This is a genomic window from Vagococcus xieshaowenii, assembly GCF_004792515.1.
GTDB classification, from domain to species: domain Bacteria; phylum Bacillota; class Bacilli; order Lactobacillales; family Vagococcaceae; genus Vagococcus_A; species Vagococcus_A xieshaowenii.
Map to the genome: position 1 here is coordinate 814725 of NZ_CP038865.1, position 15369 is coordinate 830093.

Sequence of the window (15369 nt, forward strand, 5' to 3'; positions counted from 1 at the left end):
CGGGAGGAAAGCGTAATGAATTCTGGTAAAATTGTGCAAGTTATCGGTCCCGTTGTGGATGTGGAATTTCCATTAGATCAAGCCTTACCTGATATAAACAATGCCTTAGTAGTATACAAAAATGACACAAAACAGAAAATTGTTTTAGAAGTTGCCCTAGAATTAGGTGACGGAGTTGTTCGTTCTATCGCTATGGAATCAACAGACGGCTTGCAACGTGGTATGGAAGTTTTAGACACTGGCGCTTCAATTTCAGTTCCAGTCGGGAAAGAAACACTAGGACGAGTATTTAATGTACTTGGAGAAACAATTGATTTAGAAAAAACATTTCCAGAAACAGCAGAAAGAAGTAGCATTCATAAAAAAGCGCCAAGCTTTGATCGTTTAGCTACAAGTACAGAGATTCTGGAAACAGGTATTAAAGTTATTGATTTATTAGCGCCTTACTTAAAAGGTGGTAAAGTTGGTTTATTTGGTGGTGCCGGGGTAGGTAAAACGGTATTAATCCAAGAATTAATAAATAATATTGCGCAAGAACATGGTGGTATTTCTGTATTTACAGGAGTTGGTGAACGTACTCGTGAAGGTAATGATTTATTCCATGAAATGAGAGATTCAGGCGTAATTGAAAAAACAGCCATGGTTTTTGGACAAATGAATGAACCACCAGGCGCACGTATGCGTGTTGCTTTAACAGGTTTAACGATTGCAGAACATTTCCGTGATGTAGAAGGTCAAGATGTGTTGTTATTTATCGATAATATCTTCCGCTTCACACAAGCTGGTTCTGAAGTGTCTGCCTTACTAGGTCGTATGCCTTCAGCCGTTGGTTATCAGCCTACATTAGCAACTGAAATGGGACAACTACAAGAACGTATTACATCAACGAAAAAAGGTTCAATCACATCTATTCAAGCTATCTATGTGCCAGCTGATGACTATACCGATCCAGCGCCAGCAACAGCGTTCGCCCATTTAGATGCGACAACTAACCTAGAACGTAAATTAACTGAAATGGGTATTTATCCAGCCGTAGATCCTTTAGCTTCAACTTCAAGTGCCTTGGCACCTGAAATTGTAGGAGAAGAGCACTATAAAGTTGCGACTGAAGTTCAACATATTTTACAAAGATATAGAGAATTACAAGATATTATCGCAATTTTAGGGATGGATGAATTATCAGAAGATGAAAAAGTATTAGTAGGACGTGCACGTCGTATTCAATTCTTCTTATCTCAAAACTTCCACGTGGCGGAACAATTTACTGGGCAACCAGGATCGTATGTTCCAGTTTCAGAAACTGTTAGAGGGTTTAAAGAAATTTTAGACGGTAAACATGATGATTTACCAGAAGAAGCCTTTAGAAGTGTTGGTAGCATCGATGAAGTGATTGAAAAAGCTGCGAATTTAGGCTATTAGAAATGGAGTGTTCTTATGAATAAGATGGAAGTACAAGTGGTTACTCCAAATGGCCTAGTGTACGATGGTGAGGCGGGCTTTGTCTTAGCAACGACGCCACAAGGACAACTAGGAATTATGGCAAACCATCAACCAATTATTGCACCTGTTAAGATTTCTTCTTTAATAATTAAAGAAGTTAAAGGTGGAGATATCCTTTCAGAAATAGCTGTGAATGGTGGTATCTTGGAAGTACGTGATAATATCGTAAGTATTTTGGCTAATAGTGCTGAACGTGCACAAGATATTGATGTTGAACGTGCTGAGCGAGCAAAAGATCGTGCAGAACAAGATATTCAATATGCTAAAGAACACCAAGAATCAGATAAGATGAAACGAGCAGAAGTTGCACTAGCTAGAGCAATTAATCGTATTCACATTTCAAAAAAATAGTATATAGTAAAAGGGTGTGATTCAAAATCACGCCCTTTTGTTATATACTAATACAAATACTAATTATTGGAGGCAATATCATGCAAATATATGGAGTAGAGGCTATAATAAGAGTAATTAGTCACTTTGTATTTATAAATTTAACTTTTTGGAGCATTCAATCTCTAAATTATGAAAAGTGGTTTAAAAAAGCTCCTATTGGTCAAATTAGAGCGTTTTTGTTAATTTTATCGATAGTTCTAGGTTATACCGTAAGTTATGCTATGTGGGATATATTTTCTCTTTTTTCAAACTTTGTTTTCAGCATGAAGAATGGATAGATGAAAACTTACATATTTTTTCCCTTTAAAACTGATTTATGGTATACTGTTTAGGCTTATGAATTTATTTGGAGGGAAAATAATGGAATATATTATTGTCCAAGGTGGGAACCGTTTGGAAGGCACAGTCAAAATTGAAGGTGCTAAAAATGCTGTATTACCTATTTTAGCAGCTACATTGTTAGCAGAAGAAGGTAAAACTAAATTAACAAATGTTCCGATTTTATCGGACGTTTTTATGATGAATGAATTAATTGATAAATTAAATCCTGAAATAACTTTTAATCAAGAAAATAATGAAGTAGTCGTTGATGCATCGACTGCTTTGGCCATTGAAGCGCCTTATGAGTATGTTAGTAAAATGAGAGCTTCAATTGTTGTGATGGGGCCATTATTAGCTAGAAACGGGCATGCTCGAGTGGCTATGCCAGGGGGATGTGCAATTGGTAAACGACCTATTGATTTACATTTAAAAGGTTTTCAAGCACTAGGGGCAACTATTAACCAAACAGATGGTTACATTGAAGCAGTAGCTCAAGACGGCTTAAAAGGCGCATCCATTTATTTAGATTTCCCAAGTGTTGGGGCAACTCAAAATATTATGATGGCTGCTGTTAAAGCTAAGGGAACGACAACTATTGAGAATGTTGCACGTGAACCTGAAATCGTTGATTTAGCTAACGTCCTGAATAAAATGGGTGCTAATATTGTTGGTGCTGGAACTGAAACGATTAGAATTGAAGGCGTTGATCGTTTAGTTGGCGTTGAGCATCGTATCGTTCAAGATAGAATCGAAGCAGGAACGTTTATGGTAGCTGCTGCAATGACAGAAGGCAATGTGCTGATTGAAGAAGCTATTGCTGAGCATAATAGTCCACTAATTTCTAAATTAAAAGAAACTGGAGCTATCATTACTGAAGAAGAAAATGGCATTAGAGTAGTAGGGCCAAAAGTAATAAAAGCAACAGATATTATGACGTTACCACATCCAGGTTTTCCAACAGATATGCAAGCTCAAATGAGCGCACTACAAGTTATTGCTGAAGGCACAAGTGTCTTATCAGAAACAGTATTTGAAAATCGTTTCCAACATTTAATGGAAATGAATCGTATGGGTGCAAATTTTAAGATTGATCAAAATGTTGCGCATATTTATGGTAGTGCCAAATTATTAGGGGCAGAAGTATCTGCCACAGATTTGCGTGCAGCAGCAGCGTTAATATTAGCTGGATTAGTGGCTAAAGGAACAACAAAAGTAACACATTTAGAATATCTAGATCGTGGCTACTATAATTTTCATGGGAAATTAGCTGCTTTAGGTGCTAATATTGAACGTATTAATGAGTCAGATACAGTAAACGAAGAAATTAAAACTTTAGTGAAGTAGGGTGATTAAATGTCTTTAACAAAAAAATACATTATTAAGCAGTTAATAAAAGTATTAATATTTCTTGTGTTATTTATCGTTCTTTTTTATGTGGGCCTTATGATTGGGTACGGTGGAATTGGAGACGGTAAAGCTACGGAAGTTTTTGGCAAAGATGTTTGGCAGTTCCTAATAAGTATATTAAATAGAAACTAATAGCAGTAATTTGTTGCTAAAGAAGTATGAAATAAGGATGTGTCGTTGGGCATCATCCTTATTTTTGTATGCTAGAAGGTGAAAAGATGAAAAAAATATTAATCAAATTAGTCAGAATGTATCAAAAGTATATATCGGCAGGTACACCAAAATCGTGTAGATACCATCCAACATGTTCAGCTTATATGATTGATGCAATCACGTATCATGGTGCTTTTAAAGGGACAATCATGGGGCTGGGTAGAATATTAAGATGTCATCCATTTATTAAAGGTGGCATTGATTATGTGCCAAAAAAATTCACACTAAGAAGGAACAAAAGTGAAGAATATCCAGGTCCGTATTAAGTCCGGTTAACAAATTTCTCCGTTATTTTGTTTAAAAATTTATATGATTAATGTAAATTTTAGTTTATAATAAAATAAAAAAGCTTTCATTTTAAATAAATGACTAGCCAATTAAGGAGAAAGTCTTATGTACGGAGCAATTGAAGCGGGTGGTACAAAATTTGTTTGTGCGGTAAGCAATGAAGCGTTAGAAGTAGTAGAAAGAGTAAGTATTCCAACTGAAACACCAGAAGTGACAATGCAAGCGGTTTATAATTTTTTTGATCAGTATGAATTAGTGAGTATGGGAGTGGGTTCATTTGGTCCGATTGATGTGAATGAAGCATCAGCAACGTATGGTTATATCACTTCAACACCTAAATTAAAGTGGCAACATGTAAATGTATTAGGCATGCTAAAAGAACATTATGACATACCAATTAGTTGGACAACGGATGTAAACGCCGCAGCGTATGGTGAATTAACGTTTGGTGCGGCTAAAGGTAAGCAGAGTTGTGTTTATTTAACCATTGGTACGGGTGTCGGTGGAGGAGCTGTTGTAAATGGCCAATTATTACAAGGGTTTGGACATCCAGAAATGGGACATATTCATATAAAACGTTTAGAAAATGATGCTTTTGAAGGAGTTTGTCCGTTCCACAACGACTGTGTTGAAGGATTAGTTGCAGGACCTGCCCTTGAAAAGAGAACGGGTAAAAAAGGAATTGAAGTTAAAGCGAACGATGAAGTGTGGCAAATACAAGCACATTATATCGCGCAAGCTTTAATGAATTATACCTTAATTTTATCACCTGAAATCATTATTTTAGGTGGTGGCGTGATGCATCAAAAACAACTATTTCCATTAATTCGCCAAGAGTTTCAAAAAATAGTTGCTGAGTATGTGGCGTATCCTGATCTTGATCTGTACATAGTTCCAACTAAATTAGGAGACGATAGTGGCATTATGGGTTGTTTACAATTAGCAAAAGAAGTGGCGGGAAAATAACATAATAAAAAGAAAAGGAGCGTAAACATGGCGATTTTAGCATTGGATTGGGGCGGTACTAACGTAAAACATGGTGTGTGGCATAATGAACAGTTAATCAATCAAGGGATTGAAAAAACACCCAAAACTTACGATGAAATGAAAGCACTATTATTACAAATTAAAGAGCAGCATGAAAAAGACTTTACGTTTGAAGGAGTCGCTATTAGTGCACCAGGCGCTGTTAATTATGAAACGGGTGTAATTGAGGGGTTAAGTGCGATTCCTTATATCCATCATTTTGATATAAGACAAGAGCTAACAGAATTATTTCAACTACCAGTTAAATTAGAAAATGACGCGAACGCTGCGGGTATTGCTGAGACATGGCAAGGGGTAGCGAAAGGACTTGGAAATGTATTATTTGTTGTCTTAGGTACAGGCGTTGGTGGGGCGATTATTCAAGATGGAAAATTAAACGTAGGCGCTCATCGTTACGGTGGCGAGTTTGGCTTGATGTATTTAACGCCAGACAATACCTTTAGCGAACTAGGAACCGCTGTTAAAATGGTTGAACGTTTTGCCTTACGTACACAGCAAAAACCAACTGAATTAGATGCAAAAAAAGTCTTTGCATTAGCAGAAGAGGGCGATGAAGTGGCAATAGATGAGGTCAATAATTTTTATAATTATTTGGCACAAGGGTTGTTTAGTTTGATGTTTTGTTTTGACCCAGATTGTATTGTTATTGGCGGGGGTGTTTCTGCAAAAGAAGGATTAGTTGAGGAAGTCACCAAGCGCGTACAGGAAAAAGTTGATCGATTAAATATAAAAGATTATCATGTAGATATTCGTGCGTGTCAATTTGGTAATGATGCTAATTTAATTGGTGCAGTAGCTTCGTATTACCAACAACTTTAAAAGAAATAACTCGCTCAGTATTTTTTAATTGAATTCAAGCGATAATATGGTATGTTTAATTAGTAACTATTTATGTTGAGGAGCTAATAAAATGAAAAAAAATAAAGATATTGAAGTATTAATTGAAGAGTCAAGCAAGAATAAAAACGGTGAAACTATTACTGTCCATGAAATGAAAATTGGAAAAAAAACAATTGGCACAGTTGAAGTGTTATCAGCTAATAAGTTTGAAGTTTATTACGATAATGAACTAATAAGTACAGTAAAAGGGCTTGATGAAGCCTTTGAAGAAATTATCCGTCAATGGAATTTATTTCAATAAAAAATAATTTTTTTAAAAAAAGTACTTGCATTAGTCAACTTTATTATGTATTATATAGAAGTGGTCAGGTGAGCAACACCTGATAACTGGAGGGGTAGCGAAGTGGCTAAACGCGGCGGACTGTAAATCCGCTCCTTCGGGTTCGGCAGTTCGAATCTGCCCCCCTCCATTATAATGGGCTATAGCCAAGCGGTAAGGCAACGGACTTTGACTCCGTCACTCGTTGGTTCGAATCCAGCTAGCCCAGTCAAAGCTACTTTCTTAGAAAGTAGCTTTTTTGTTTTATAATGATGGAAACGTGTACATGTTTTGTGTGTAGTGGTTTTTGTCTAGTCAGTTCAAGTGATTAATGTTAGAATAAATGAATAGTATAGGTGTAATGAGGAGGCTATTATGACAGAATTTGTGACAGTTGAACAATTAGTAAATGAGTTAGAACTAGAAGTCTTTTCAGGGAATGACTATTTAGACAGAAAAATTTATACAGCGGATATTTCTAGACCGGGGTTAGAGTTAACTGGTTATTTCAATTATTATCCTGCAGATAGAATTCAGTTGTTCGGTAAGAAAGAAACGACGTTTTTAGAACGTATGTCTTCTGATGAAAAAAGAATCGTTATGAAGAAGTTATGTAATGATGATACGCCAGTATTTGTATTTTCAAGAGGATTGACACCAACACCTGAATTGGTAGAAGCTGCTAAAGAAAAAGGAGTAACGATTTTAACAACCAAACGTTCAACTTCTAGAATATCAGGTCTTATGTCTAATTTTATAGACTCGAAATTAGCACCGAGAACATCTATTCATGGTGTGTTAGTTGAAATCTATGGCTTAGGTGTATTAATACAAGGTGATAGCGGTATTGGTAAGAGCGAGACAGGTTTGGAATTAATAAAAAAAGGACATCGTTTAGTAGCGGATGATCGTGTGGATGTTTATCAACAAGATGAACGAACAGTCATTGGAGAGCCGGCACCAATATTAGAACACCTGATGGAAATCCGTGGTATTGGAATTATCGATGTGATGAATTTATTTGGTGCAAGTTCGGTAAGAAAGAGTGTACCAGTCCAATTAGTCGTTAAACTAGAACATTGGACGCCAGACAAGCAGTTCGATCGTTTGGGTGGTGCTGAACAAACGTTTAGAATCGCTGATGTCGATGTTCCAATGATTTCGATTCCTGTTAAGACAGGTCGAAATGTTGCGATTATCATTGAAGTTGCAGCTATGAATTTTAGAGCAAAATCGATGGGTTACAATGCAACAGAAAAATTTGAAGATAATTTGTCAAAATTAATTGAAACAAATTCAGAACAATAGAAAGTGGGTTAAGCGAATATGTTGTTTGCACAAATTAATCCTGTAGCTTTTAAGTTGTTTGGATTAGAAATACGTTGGTATGCCTTGATTATTGTCAGCGGGATTGTGATAGCAGGCTGGTTAGCAACAAGAGAATCAAAAAAAATGGGTTATAAAGATGATGATATTGTTGATTTCATGCTTTGGGCGTTGCCGTTATCCATTGTAGGCGCACGTTTGTATTATGTACTGTTTGAGTGGTCGTATTATTCACAACATCCTTCCGAAATATTGAACATTCGTAACGGTGGCTTAGCAATTTATGGTGGATTAATAACAGGGGCGTTAGTTACATACTTCTTTACTCGGAGTCGTTATTACTCTATGTGGAAGTTTTTAGATATTGCGACACCTGGTGTAATTATTGCACAAGCCATCGGACGATGGGGGAATTTTACAAATCATGAAGCATTTGGTGGTGACACGACGCGTCGTTTTTTAGAGTCATTACATTTGCCTAATGTTATTATTGATAACATGAAGATTGAAGGGATATATCGTCAACCTACGTTTTTATATGAGAGTGTTTGGAATGTTATTGGCTTTATTCTATTAATGGTATTGAGAAGAAAGAAAGACTTGTTTAGACAAGGTGAAGTGGCGTTAAGTTATGTGATGTGGTATTCATTTGGACGATTTTTTGTAGAAGGTATGAGAACGGATAGTCTCTACTTATTTGGTAATATAAGAGTATCTCAAGCTCTTTCTGCGCTTTTATTTGTAGGCGCGATTATCATGATGATTTATCGTAGAAAAGTGGTAAAACCATCACTATATAATATTAGGGGTGTAAGATAATTGAAAAAAGTAGAAACTGTATTATTTGACTTTGATGGGACATTAGCAGATACGAATCATCTAATTGCTCAATCGTATTTACATGTATTAGGAAAGTATTTTCCTGGACGCTTTTTGACAGAAGAATCAGTGGTTCAATACAATGGTCCCTCTTTAGAAGAAGTATTTGGGTCATTAGATAATGATAATGCTGAACAAATGATAAAAGAATATCGTGAATATAATCATGCTAAACATGATGAGTTAATCGAAATATTTCCAGGTGTGCAAGAAGTGTTGGCTAATTTGAAACAACATGGTATTAAATTAGCAGTTGTTTCAACGAAGAAAAAAGAATTATTAGTACATGGACTGAAATTCCTTAATATTTATGATTATTTTGATGTAATATTAGGGAACGGTGATTTTACAAAGGTAAAACCGAATCCAGAATCACTAAATCTGGCGATAGAAAGATTAGAAGCAACGCCTGAAACGACGTTGATGATTGGTGATAATCCACAAGATATTGAAGCAGCCAATAGAGCGAATGTTAGAGGTATATTTGTAGAATGGTCATGTAAATCAATTAAGGATGTTGCACCATATCACCCCTATAAAATGGTAGCAACGATGAAAGAATTAGAGGAATTGATTGTTTTTGAAAACAACGGAGGTATCAAATGAAACAAAAAGTTGCAGTTCTAGGGACAGGTTCGTGGGGGCTTGCATTAGCGCAAACCTTAGTTGAAAACGGACATGAAGTGATATTATGGGGACGAGATGTTTCTCAGGTTACTGAACTAAATGAGTATCATACAAACAAAGCTTATCTGCCAGAAATTGTTTTTCCTGACACGCTTAAAGCAACAACAAGTATGGGGGATGCTGTAAAAGATGCAGATGCAGTATTGTTTGTTGTACCAACAAAGGCGATTAGAGACGTAGCCCGTCAATTTGTAGAAGTTGTTCATACACAACCGGTAATTATTCATGCAAGTAAAGGATTTGAACAAGAAACACATTTACGTATTTCTGAGATACTTGCAGAAGAAATTCCAGAAACTAAACGAAAAGATATTGTGGTTTTATCAGGTCCAAGTCATGCTGAAGAAGTGGCAGTACATGATTTAACCACTATAACTGCTGCTAGTAAAAATGAAGACTATGCTGAATATGTTCAAGAATTATTTAGCAATGGATATTTCCGGGTTTATACTAACGATGATGTGATTGGCGTAGAAACCGGAGCAGCATTAAAAAATATCATCGCACTGGGTGCGGGGGCTATTCACGGACTAGGCTTAGGGGATAACGCTAAAGCAGCTATCATGACACGTGGTCTAGCAGAAATTACACGATTAGGTGTGGCAATGGGAGCTGATCCATTAACGTTTATCGGGCTAAGTGGCTTTGGAGACTTAATTGTTACCTGTACCAGTATTCACTCACGAAACTGGCGAACAGGAGATATGTTAGGTAAAGGCAAGAGTTTAGATGAGATTTTATCTTCAATGGGAATGATTGTTGAAGGTGTTTCTACGACTAAGTCAGCTTATGAACTTGCACAACAACTAGAAGTTGAAATGCCAATTACAGAAGCAATTTATCAAGTTTTATATGAGAATAAAGATGTGAACTATGTGATTAAAGAAATGATGTTGAGAGATAGTAAGTCGGAAAAAGAATTTGATAAATAATTATAGTAAAAAGGGGAATTTTAGAATGACAGAAGGAAAAGTTAGAAAAGCCATTATACCAGCAGCGGGATTAGGAACACGTTTTTTACCTGCTACAAAAGCTATGGCTAAAGAGATGTTACCAATTGTAGATAAACCAACGATTCAATTTATTGTTGAAGAAGCGTTAGCTTCTGGTATAGAAGATATTTTAATTGTAACGGGAAAAGCAAAACGTCCTATAGAAGATCACTTTGACTCAAATTTAGAATTAGAAATGAACTTAAAAGAAAAAGGTAAATGGGAATTATTAGAAACCGTGGAAGCAACAACTGGTATTAATTTACATTTTATCCGCCAATCTCGTGCACTAGGACTAGGCCACGCGGTTTCTTTAGGAAAAGCCTTTGTGGGAGATGAACCGTTTGTGGTCATGCTTGGTGATGATATTATGACGGATGAGGTTCCTTTAACAAAACAACTAATCGATAATTACAATGAAACAAAAGCATCTACTATTGCTGTTATGGAAGTGCCGCATGAAGATACTTCTAAGTATGGGATTATAGCACCAGAAAGCGAAGTGAAGGATGGGTTGTACAACGTGAATCATTTTGTTGAAAAACCTAAGCCAGAAGATGCACCAAGTAACCTAGCTATTATCGGCCGTTATTTGTTTACACCAGAAATTTTTGATTTATTAGAAAAACAAGCCCCAGGAGCAGGTGGAGAAATTCAATTAACAGATGCTATTGATGAATTGAATAAAACACAACGCGTATTTGGTCATAAATTTACGGGTAAACGTTATGATGTAGGAGATAAATTTGGTTTCTTAAAATCAAGTATCGAGTATGGTTTAGAACACGCTGAAGTGAAAGATCAATTACATGATTTTATTATCGAACTAGGTAAAGAGTTAGCTAAAGAAGATAAAAAAAATAGTAGGACAGAAAATGTATCAGAAAAAGAAGCGGAATAAGAAAAAGGAACGAGGCTTAGCCTCGTTCCTTTTTAGTAGTCTTCATAATAGTGGTGTTGATAATAAGTAACGTGTTGTTGTCGTGTTTCATACTTTTTTTCGTCCCACAAAATAATAAGTGTGGCAAATAGTGGAATTGAAATAATAAGGGCTAATTTAAGGCCAAATGCGCCTAAAAATATACCTGTAAGCAAGGTGAAAAAAATAAAAAATAATCGTCTAATACCAGTCATAAATAACTCCTCCTTGATACGAACGTTTGTTCTTGTTTTTATTATACAAACATTTGTTCGTGTTGTAAAGGGTTATTATTAAAAAGAACGATAAAGGCCAACGACTTTTCCTAGAATAGTACATGACTCTAAATAGATGGGATCAAGTGCATCGTTTTCAGGTTGTAATCTGATACGATTGTCTTCTTTATAAAAGGTTTTGCACGTTGCTTCATCTTCATCTGTCATGGCAATGACGATATCCCCGTTGCTAGCTTGTTCTTGTTTACGTACAATGACGAAGTCGCCGTCAACAATACCTTTGTTTATCATGCTAGTGCCCCGTATGGTTAGCATAAATAAAGGTCTGGTTTCATTTTTGAATTCTGGCGGGACAGGAAAGAAATCAGAGGCATTTTCAACCGCTAATATAGGTTCACCCGCAGTTACTGTTCCAAGTACAGGAATAGTAGATGGTTGAATACCTAATAGTTCTAATCCCAACTTAGTTACTTCAATAGCACGTGGTTTGGATGGGTCGCGTAATAATAATCCTTTTTGTTCTAGTCGCGCTAAGTGACCATGAACGGTAGAAGTAGAAGATAAATTGACTGCTTCACATATTTCTCTGACAGTAGGTGGATAACCACGTTGTTCTACGGTTTCATGTATATAATGTAAAATGCTTAATTGGCGATTCTCTTTTTTATTCGTCACAGGAAATCCTCCTAGTAGTTAGTTTGATTAGTTAAATTCTAACACATTAAGTAGAAGTAATCAAACACACGTTCGTAAGTTGGAGGTTTGTGTTTTATGACAATATCGATTAAAATAGGTAATTGTATAGGAGGACTGATGAAAATGTTATCAAAAGAAAAAATGGCTAGAATTAATGAGTTAGCACGTAAGAAAAAAGCTGAAGGTTTAACAAAGGAAGAAATTTTAGAACAACAGGCATTAAGAGAAGAATACTTAACAGTTTTTAGAGGTGGCATGCGTCATCATATCGAAGGCATGAAAGTAGTGGACCAAGAAGGAACAGATGTAACGCCTGATAAGTTAAAACGTATTCAAAAAGATAAACAAATTCATGGTCGTCATTTAGAAGATTAGTGAAACTGTTTACAAAAAAACATTGCGTATAGTGTAAAAAAATAGTAAAATGTAATAAAGGTAAAAAAAACCTAAAACATAGGAGATGATCATGTTGTTCGATAAAATTGATGAATTAGGCGTTAACACATTACGTACATTAAGTATGGATATGATTCAAAAAGCAAATTCTGGGCATCCCGGTTTACCAATGGGAGCTGCACCAATGGCTTATGCATTATGGACAAAACATTTAAAAGTGAACCCAAAGACTTCAAGAAACTGGATTGACCGTGACCGTTTTATTTTGTCTGCTGGACATGGTTCTGCATTACAATATAGCTTATTACATATGGCAGGGTATGATGTGACAATTGAAGATATTAAAAATTTCCGTCAATGGGAAAGTCGTACACCGGGACATCCTGAAGTTCATCATACAGATGGTATCGAAGCGACAACAGGACCTTTAGGACAAGGGATTGCAATGAGTGTCGGTTTTGCAATGGCAGAAGCACATTTAGCAGCAACGTATAACCGTCCTAATTATAAAGTGATGGATCATTATACTTATGCTATTTGTGGTGATGGTGACTTGATGGAAGGTATTTCTCAAGAAGCTATTAGCTTAGCAGGACACTTGAAATTAGATAAATTGATTGTTTTATATGACTCAAATGATATCTCTTTAGATGGTGATTTAGACAAATCATTTAGTGAAGATGTAAAAGGACGTTTTGAAGCAACAGGTTGGCAACATATTTTAGTGAAAGATGGCAACGATTTAGCAGCTATTTCTAAAGCTATTGATGAAGCGAAAGCTGAAACTAACAAACCAACTATTATTGAAGTAAAAACAGTTATCGGATTTGGTGCGCCAAACGCAGGGACTAATAAAGTTCATGGTGCTCCACTTGGTATGGACGGAATTGCAACAGCTAAAGCAGCTTATGGCTGGGAATATGAAGCCTTTGAAGTCCCTACTGAAGCAAAAGAACGTTTTGAAGCAACAATTAATGCTAACGGTGAAGCAGCTGAAGCACAGTGGAACGAATTGTTTGCCTCTTATCAAGCTGAATATCCAGAGTTAGCGGCACAATTATTAGCTGGCTTTGCTAATGAATTACCAGAAAATTGGGATGCTGAAATGCCTATTTATCAAGAAGCAGATGCAGCTAAAGCAAGTCGTGTAACATCAAGTGAAATGATCCAAGCGTTAGCTAAAACAGTCCCTACATTATGGGGTGGTTCTGCTGATTTATCTGGCTCAAATAACACGATGATTGCTGGTGAAACCGATTTTGATGCTGATCATTATGAAGGTCGTAATATCTGGTTTGGTGTTCGTGAATTTGCTATGGCCGCTGCAATGAACGGTATTGCATTACATGGTGGAACAAAAGTTTATGGCGGAACGTTCTTTGTATTCGTTGACTACTTAAGACCAGCTATTCGTTTAGCTTCTATTCAAAAAGCGCCGGTTACTTATGTGTTAACACATGATTCAGTAGCAGTTGGAGAAGATGGTCCAACACATGAACCAATCGAACAATTATCAAGCTTACGTGGTTTACCTAACCTAAATACAATTCGTCCAGCTGATGGGAATGAAACTCGTGCAGCATGGAAAATTGCTATTAGTTCAACAGAACGCCCAACAGTATTAGCTTTGACAAGACAAAACTTACCAGTTTTACCAAATTCAGCAGAGTTAGCTGATGAAGGTGTTGCTAAAGGTGCTTATGTTATTTCACCAGCCAAAGGTGACGCAACAGGTATCTTGATTGCTACAGGTTCTGAAGTGGCGTTAGCCATTGAAGCACAAAAAGTGTTAGCAGAGCAAGGTGAAGATGTTTCAGTTGTTTCAATGCCAAGTATGAATTTATTTGAAGAACAATCAGTTGAATACAAAGAAGCAGTCTTACCTCGTCGTTTAACCAAACGTGTGGCTATCGAAATGGGAGCAACATTTGGATGGGAACGTTATGTTGGATTTGATGGTGCTGTAATGGGTATCGACAAGTTTGGGGCTTCTGCTCCAGGAAATATTGTCATTGAACAATATGGCTTTACAGTAGATAACGTTGTTAAAACATATAACGAATTATAAAAAAAATAGTAAAGAGATAGGTTGATTTTTCCTATCTCTTTTTTTATGTTACAATGAAATAATCATGAATAATGAAAACTAAAATGGATAGTTTATTGGATAATCAACAGACTATTTAGTGTATAGGAGGAAACTTCAAATGAAGAAAAATGAGCTTTTAGGTAACATCATCTGGTTTATCGGTATGTTAGCCATCTTGTTTGCGGTTAGACATTTTGTTATATCGCCAATTCAAGTATCAGGAGATTCTATGTTACCAACATTAGAAAACAAAGAACGCATCATGCAATTAAAATTTGGTGAACCTAAGCGTTTTGAAATTGTAACATTTCCAGCACCAGATCAACCTGGTAAAAGTTATATTAAGCGTGTTATTGGTGTACCTGGTGATGAAATAAGCTTCAAAAAGGACCAATTATATGTTAATGGTGAATTAGTCAATGAGAAATATATTGAGGAAGCTAAAAAAGGATATGATGACACTAATCCTTATACATCATATAAAAAACCAATTGATGAAACAACGTATGAATTAGAAACGGATTTCTCGTTACAAGATATTATTGGGATTGAAACGACAGTGGTTCCTGAAGGAAAAGTATTTGTTTTAGGGGATAATCGTCCTATTTCAAAAGACAGCCGATACATTGGTTTAATTGATATTAAAGATATTTCAGGTCGAGTTAAATTTATTTTCTGGCCGTTGAATCGTTTTGGTTTAATTGAAAATAATTAAACAACAAGGAGCTGTGACAATTTTTGTCACGGCTCCTATTTTTTCTAAAATAGGCTTTTATCACAACCTCCTTTTTTTGTGCTAAACTAGAAAGTAATAATAGTAG

19 protein-coding genes and 2 tRNA genes are annotated in these 15369 nt (G+C 36.0%); 19 read left to right on the top strand and 2 right to left on the bottom strand.

Going from position 1 to position 15369, the window contains the following annotated elements; all coding sequences use genetic code 11:
- Positions 1 to 15 precede the first annotated feature (15 nt).
- The 16 genes from atpD (at position 16) to galU (ending at position 11113) form a co-directional block, all read left to right on the top strand.
- On the top strand, positions 16 to 1419 hold the full coding sequence (gene atpD / locus E4Z98_RS03965; protein ID WP_135253614.1) for a F0F1 ATP synthase subunit beta: 1404 nt from the start codon (positions 16 to 18) through the stop codon (positions 1417 to 1419).
- A gap of 15 nt (positions 1420 to 1434) precedes the next feature.
- Positions 1435 to 1851, top strand: coding sequence for a F0F1 ATP synthase subunit epsilon (locus E4Z98_RS03970; protein ID WP_135253613.1), 417 nt, complete (start codon positions 1435 to 1437; stop codon positions 1849 to 1851).
- Positions 1852 to 1931: 80 nt separating this feature from the next.
- Positions 1932 to 2171, top strand: a complete 240-nt coding sequence (locus E4Z98_RS03975; RefSeq protein ID WP_135253612.1) for a DUF1146 family protein — start codon at positions 1932 to 1934, stop codon at positions 2169 to 2171.
- Positions 2172 to 2253: 82 nt separating this feature from the next.
- A complete protein-coding gene (gene murA, locus E4Z98_RS03980) occupies positions 2254 to 3558 on the top strand; it encodes a UDP-N-acetylglucosamine 1-carboxyvinyltransferase (protein WP_135253611.1) in 1305 nt (434 codons plus the stop codon).
- A 9-nt stretch (positions 3559 to 3567) separates the two neighbouring features.
- On the top strand, positions 3568 to 3753 hold the full coding sequence (locus E4Z98_RS03985; protein ID WP_135253610.1) for a DNA-directed RNA polymerase subunit beta: 186 nt from the start codon (positions 3568 to 3570) through the stop codon (positions 3751 to 3753).
- Between the two features lie 86 nt (positions 3754 to 3839).
- On the top strand, positions 3840 to 4100 hold the full coding sequence (yidD, locus tag E4Z98_RS03990; RefSeq protein WP_135253609.1) for a membrane protein insertion efficiency factor YidD: 261 nt from the start codon (positions 3840 to 3842) through the stop codon (positions 4098 to 4100).
- Between the two features lie 127 nt (positions 4101 to 4227).
- On the top strand, positions 4228 to 5088 hold the full coding sequence (locus E4Z98_RS03995; RefSeq protein WP_135253608.1) for an ROK family protein: 861 nt from the start codon (positions 4228 to 4230) through the stop codon (positions 5086 to 5088).
- A gap of 27 nt (positions 5089 to 5115) precedes the next feature.
- Positions 5116 to 5988, top strand: coding sequence for an ROK family protein (locus E4Z98_RS04000; RefSeq protein WP_135253607.1), 873 nt, complete (start codon positions 5116 to 5118; stop codon positions 5986 to 5988).
- Positions 5989 to 6079: 91 nt separating this feature from the next.
- Positions 6080 to 6310, top strand: a complete 231-nt coding sequence (locus tag E4Z98_RS04005; protein WP_135253606.1) for a DUF2969 family protein — start codon at positions 6080 to 6082, stop codon at positions 6308 to 6310.
- An 88-nt stretch (positions 6311 to 6398) separates the two neighbouring features.
- Positions 6399 to 6479 (top strand) — tRNA-Tyr (locus E4Z98_RS04010).
- A 6-nt stretch (positions 6480 to 6485) separates the two neighbouring features.
- Positions 6486 to 6557, top strand: a tRNA-Gln gene (locus E4Z98_RS04015).
- A 146-nt stretch (positions 6558 to 6703) separates the two neighbouring features.
- Positions 6704 to 7636, top strand: a complete 933-nt coding sequence (gene hprK / locus E4Z98_RS04020; RefSeq protein ID WP_135253605.1) for an HPr(Ser) kinase/phosphatase — start codon at positions 6704 to 6706, stop codon at positions 7634 to 7636.
- A 21-nt stretch (positions 7637 to 7657) separates the two neighbouring features.
- Positions 7658 to 8473, top strand: a complete 816-nt coding sequence (gene lgt, locus E4Z98_RS04025) for a prolipoprotein diacylglyceryl transferase (RefSeq protein WP_167790880.1) — start codon at positions 7658 to 7660, stop codon at positions 8471 to 8473.
- Positions 8474 to 9139, top strand: a complete 666-nt coding sequence (gene ppaX / locus E4Z98_RS04030) for a pyrophosphatase PpaX (RefSeq protein WP_135253603.1) — start codon at positions 8474 to 8476, stop codon at positions 9137 to 9139.
- The gene (locus tag E4Z98_RS04035) at positions 9136 to 10152 is read left to right on the top strand and encodes an NAD(P)H-dependent glycerol-3-phosphate dehydrogenase (protein ID WP_135253602.1); all 1017 of its coding nucleotides are present in this window, start codon (positions 9136 to 9138) and stop codon (positions 10150 to 10152) included. The genes ppaX and E4Z98_RS04035 overlap by 4 nt, the downstream gene beginning before the upstream one ends.
- Positions 10153 to 10177: 25 nt before the next feature.
- Positions 10178 to 11113, top strand: a complete 936-nt coding sequence (galU, locus tag E4Z98_RS04040) for a UTP--glucose-1-phosphate uridylyltransferase GalU (protein WP_135253601.1) — start codon at positions 10178 to 10180, stop codon at positions 11111 to 11113.
- A gap of 32 nt (positions 11114 to 11145) precedes the next feature.
- Here the strand turns inward: galU and E4Z98_RS04045 are convergent, their stop codons facing one another.
- Both E4Z98_RS04045 and lexA read right to left on the bottom strand, forming a co-directional pair.
- Positions 11146 to 11346, bottom strand: coding sequence for a hypothetical protein (locus E4Z98_RS04045; RefSeq protein ID WP_135253600.1), 201 nt, complete (start codon positions 11344 to 11346; stop codon positions 11146 to 11148).
- 78 nt (positions 11347 to 11424) lie between these two features.
- Positions 11425 to 12042, bottom strand: coding sequence for a transcriptional repressor LexA (gene lexA, locus E4Z98_RS04050; protein WP_135253599.1), 618 nt, complete (start codon positions 12040 to 12042; stop codon positions 11425 to 11427).
- A 144-nt stretch (positions 12043 to 12186) separates the two neighbouring features.
- Here lexA and E4Z98_RS04055 point away from each other — a divergent pair, with 144 nt between their 5' ends.
- The 3 genes from E4Z98_RS04055 to lepB all read left to right on the top strand — a co-directional run bounded on the left by E4Z98_RS04055 (position 12187) and on the right by lepB (position 15263).
- Complete coding sequence (locus tag E4Z98_RS04055) at positions 12187 to 12438, top strand: DUF896 family protein (protein ID WP_135253762.1); 252 nt, start codon at positions 12187 to 12189, stop codon at positions 12436 to 12438.
- 94 nt (positions 12439 to 12532) lie between these two features.
- Positions 12533 to 14527: a transketolase gene (gene tkt / locus E4Z98_RS04060; protein WP_135253761.1), complete on the top strand. Its 1995-nt coding sequence runs from the start codon at positions 12533 to 12535 to the stop codon at positions 14525 to 14527.
- Between the two features lie 139 nt (positions 14528 to 14666).
- Entirely contained in the window at positions 14667 to 15263 is a 597-nt protein-coding gene (gene lepB, locus E4Z98_RS04065) for a signal peptidase I (protein ID WP_135253598.1), read from the top strand.
- Positions 15264 to 15369: the final 106 nt, after the last annotated feature.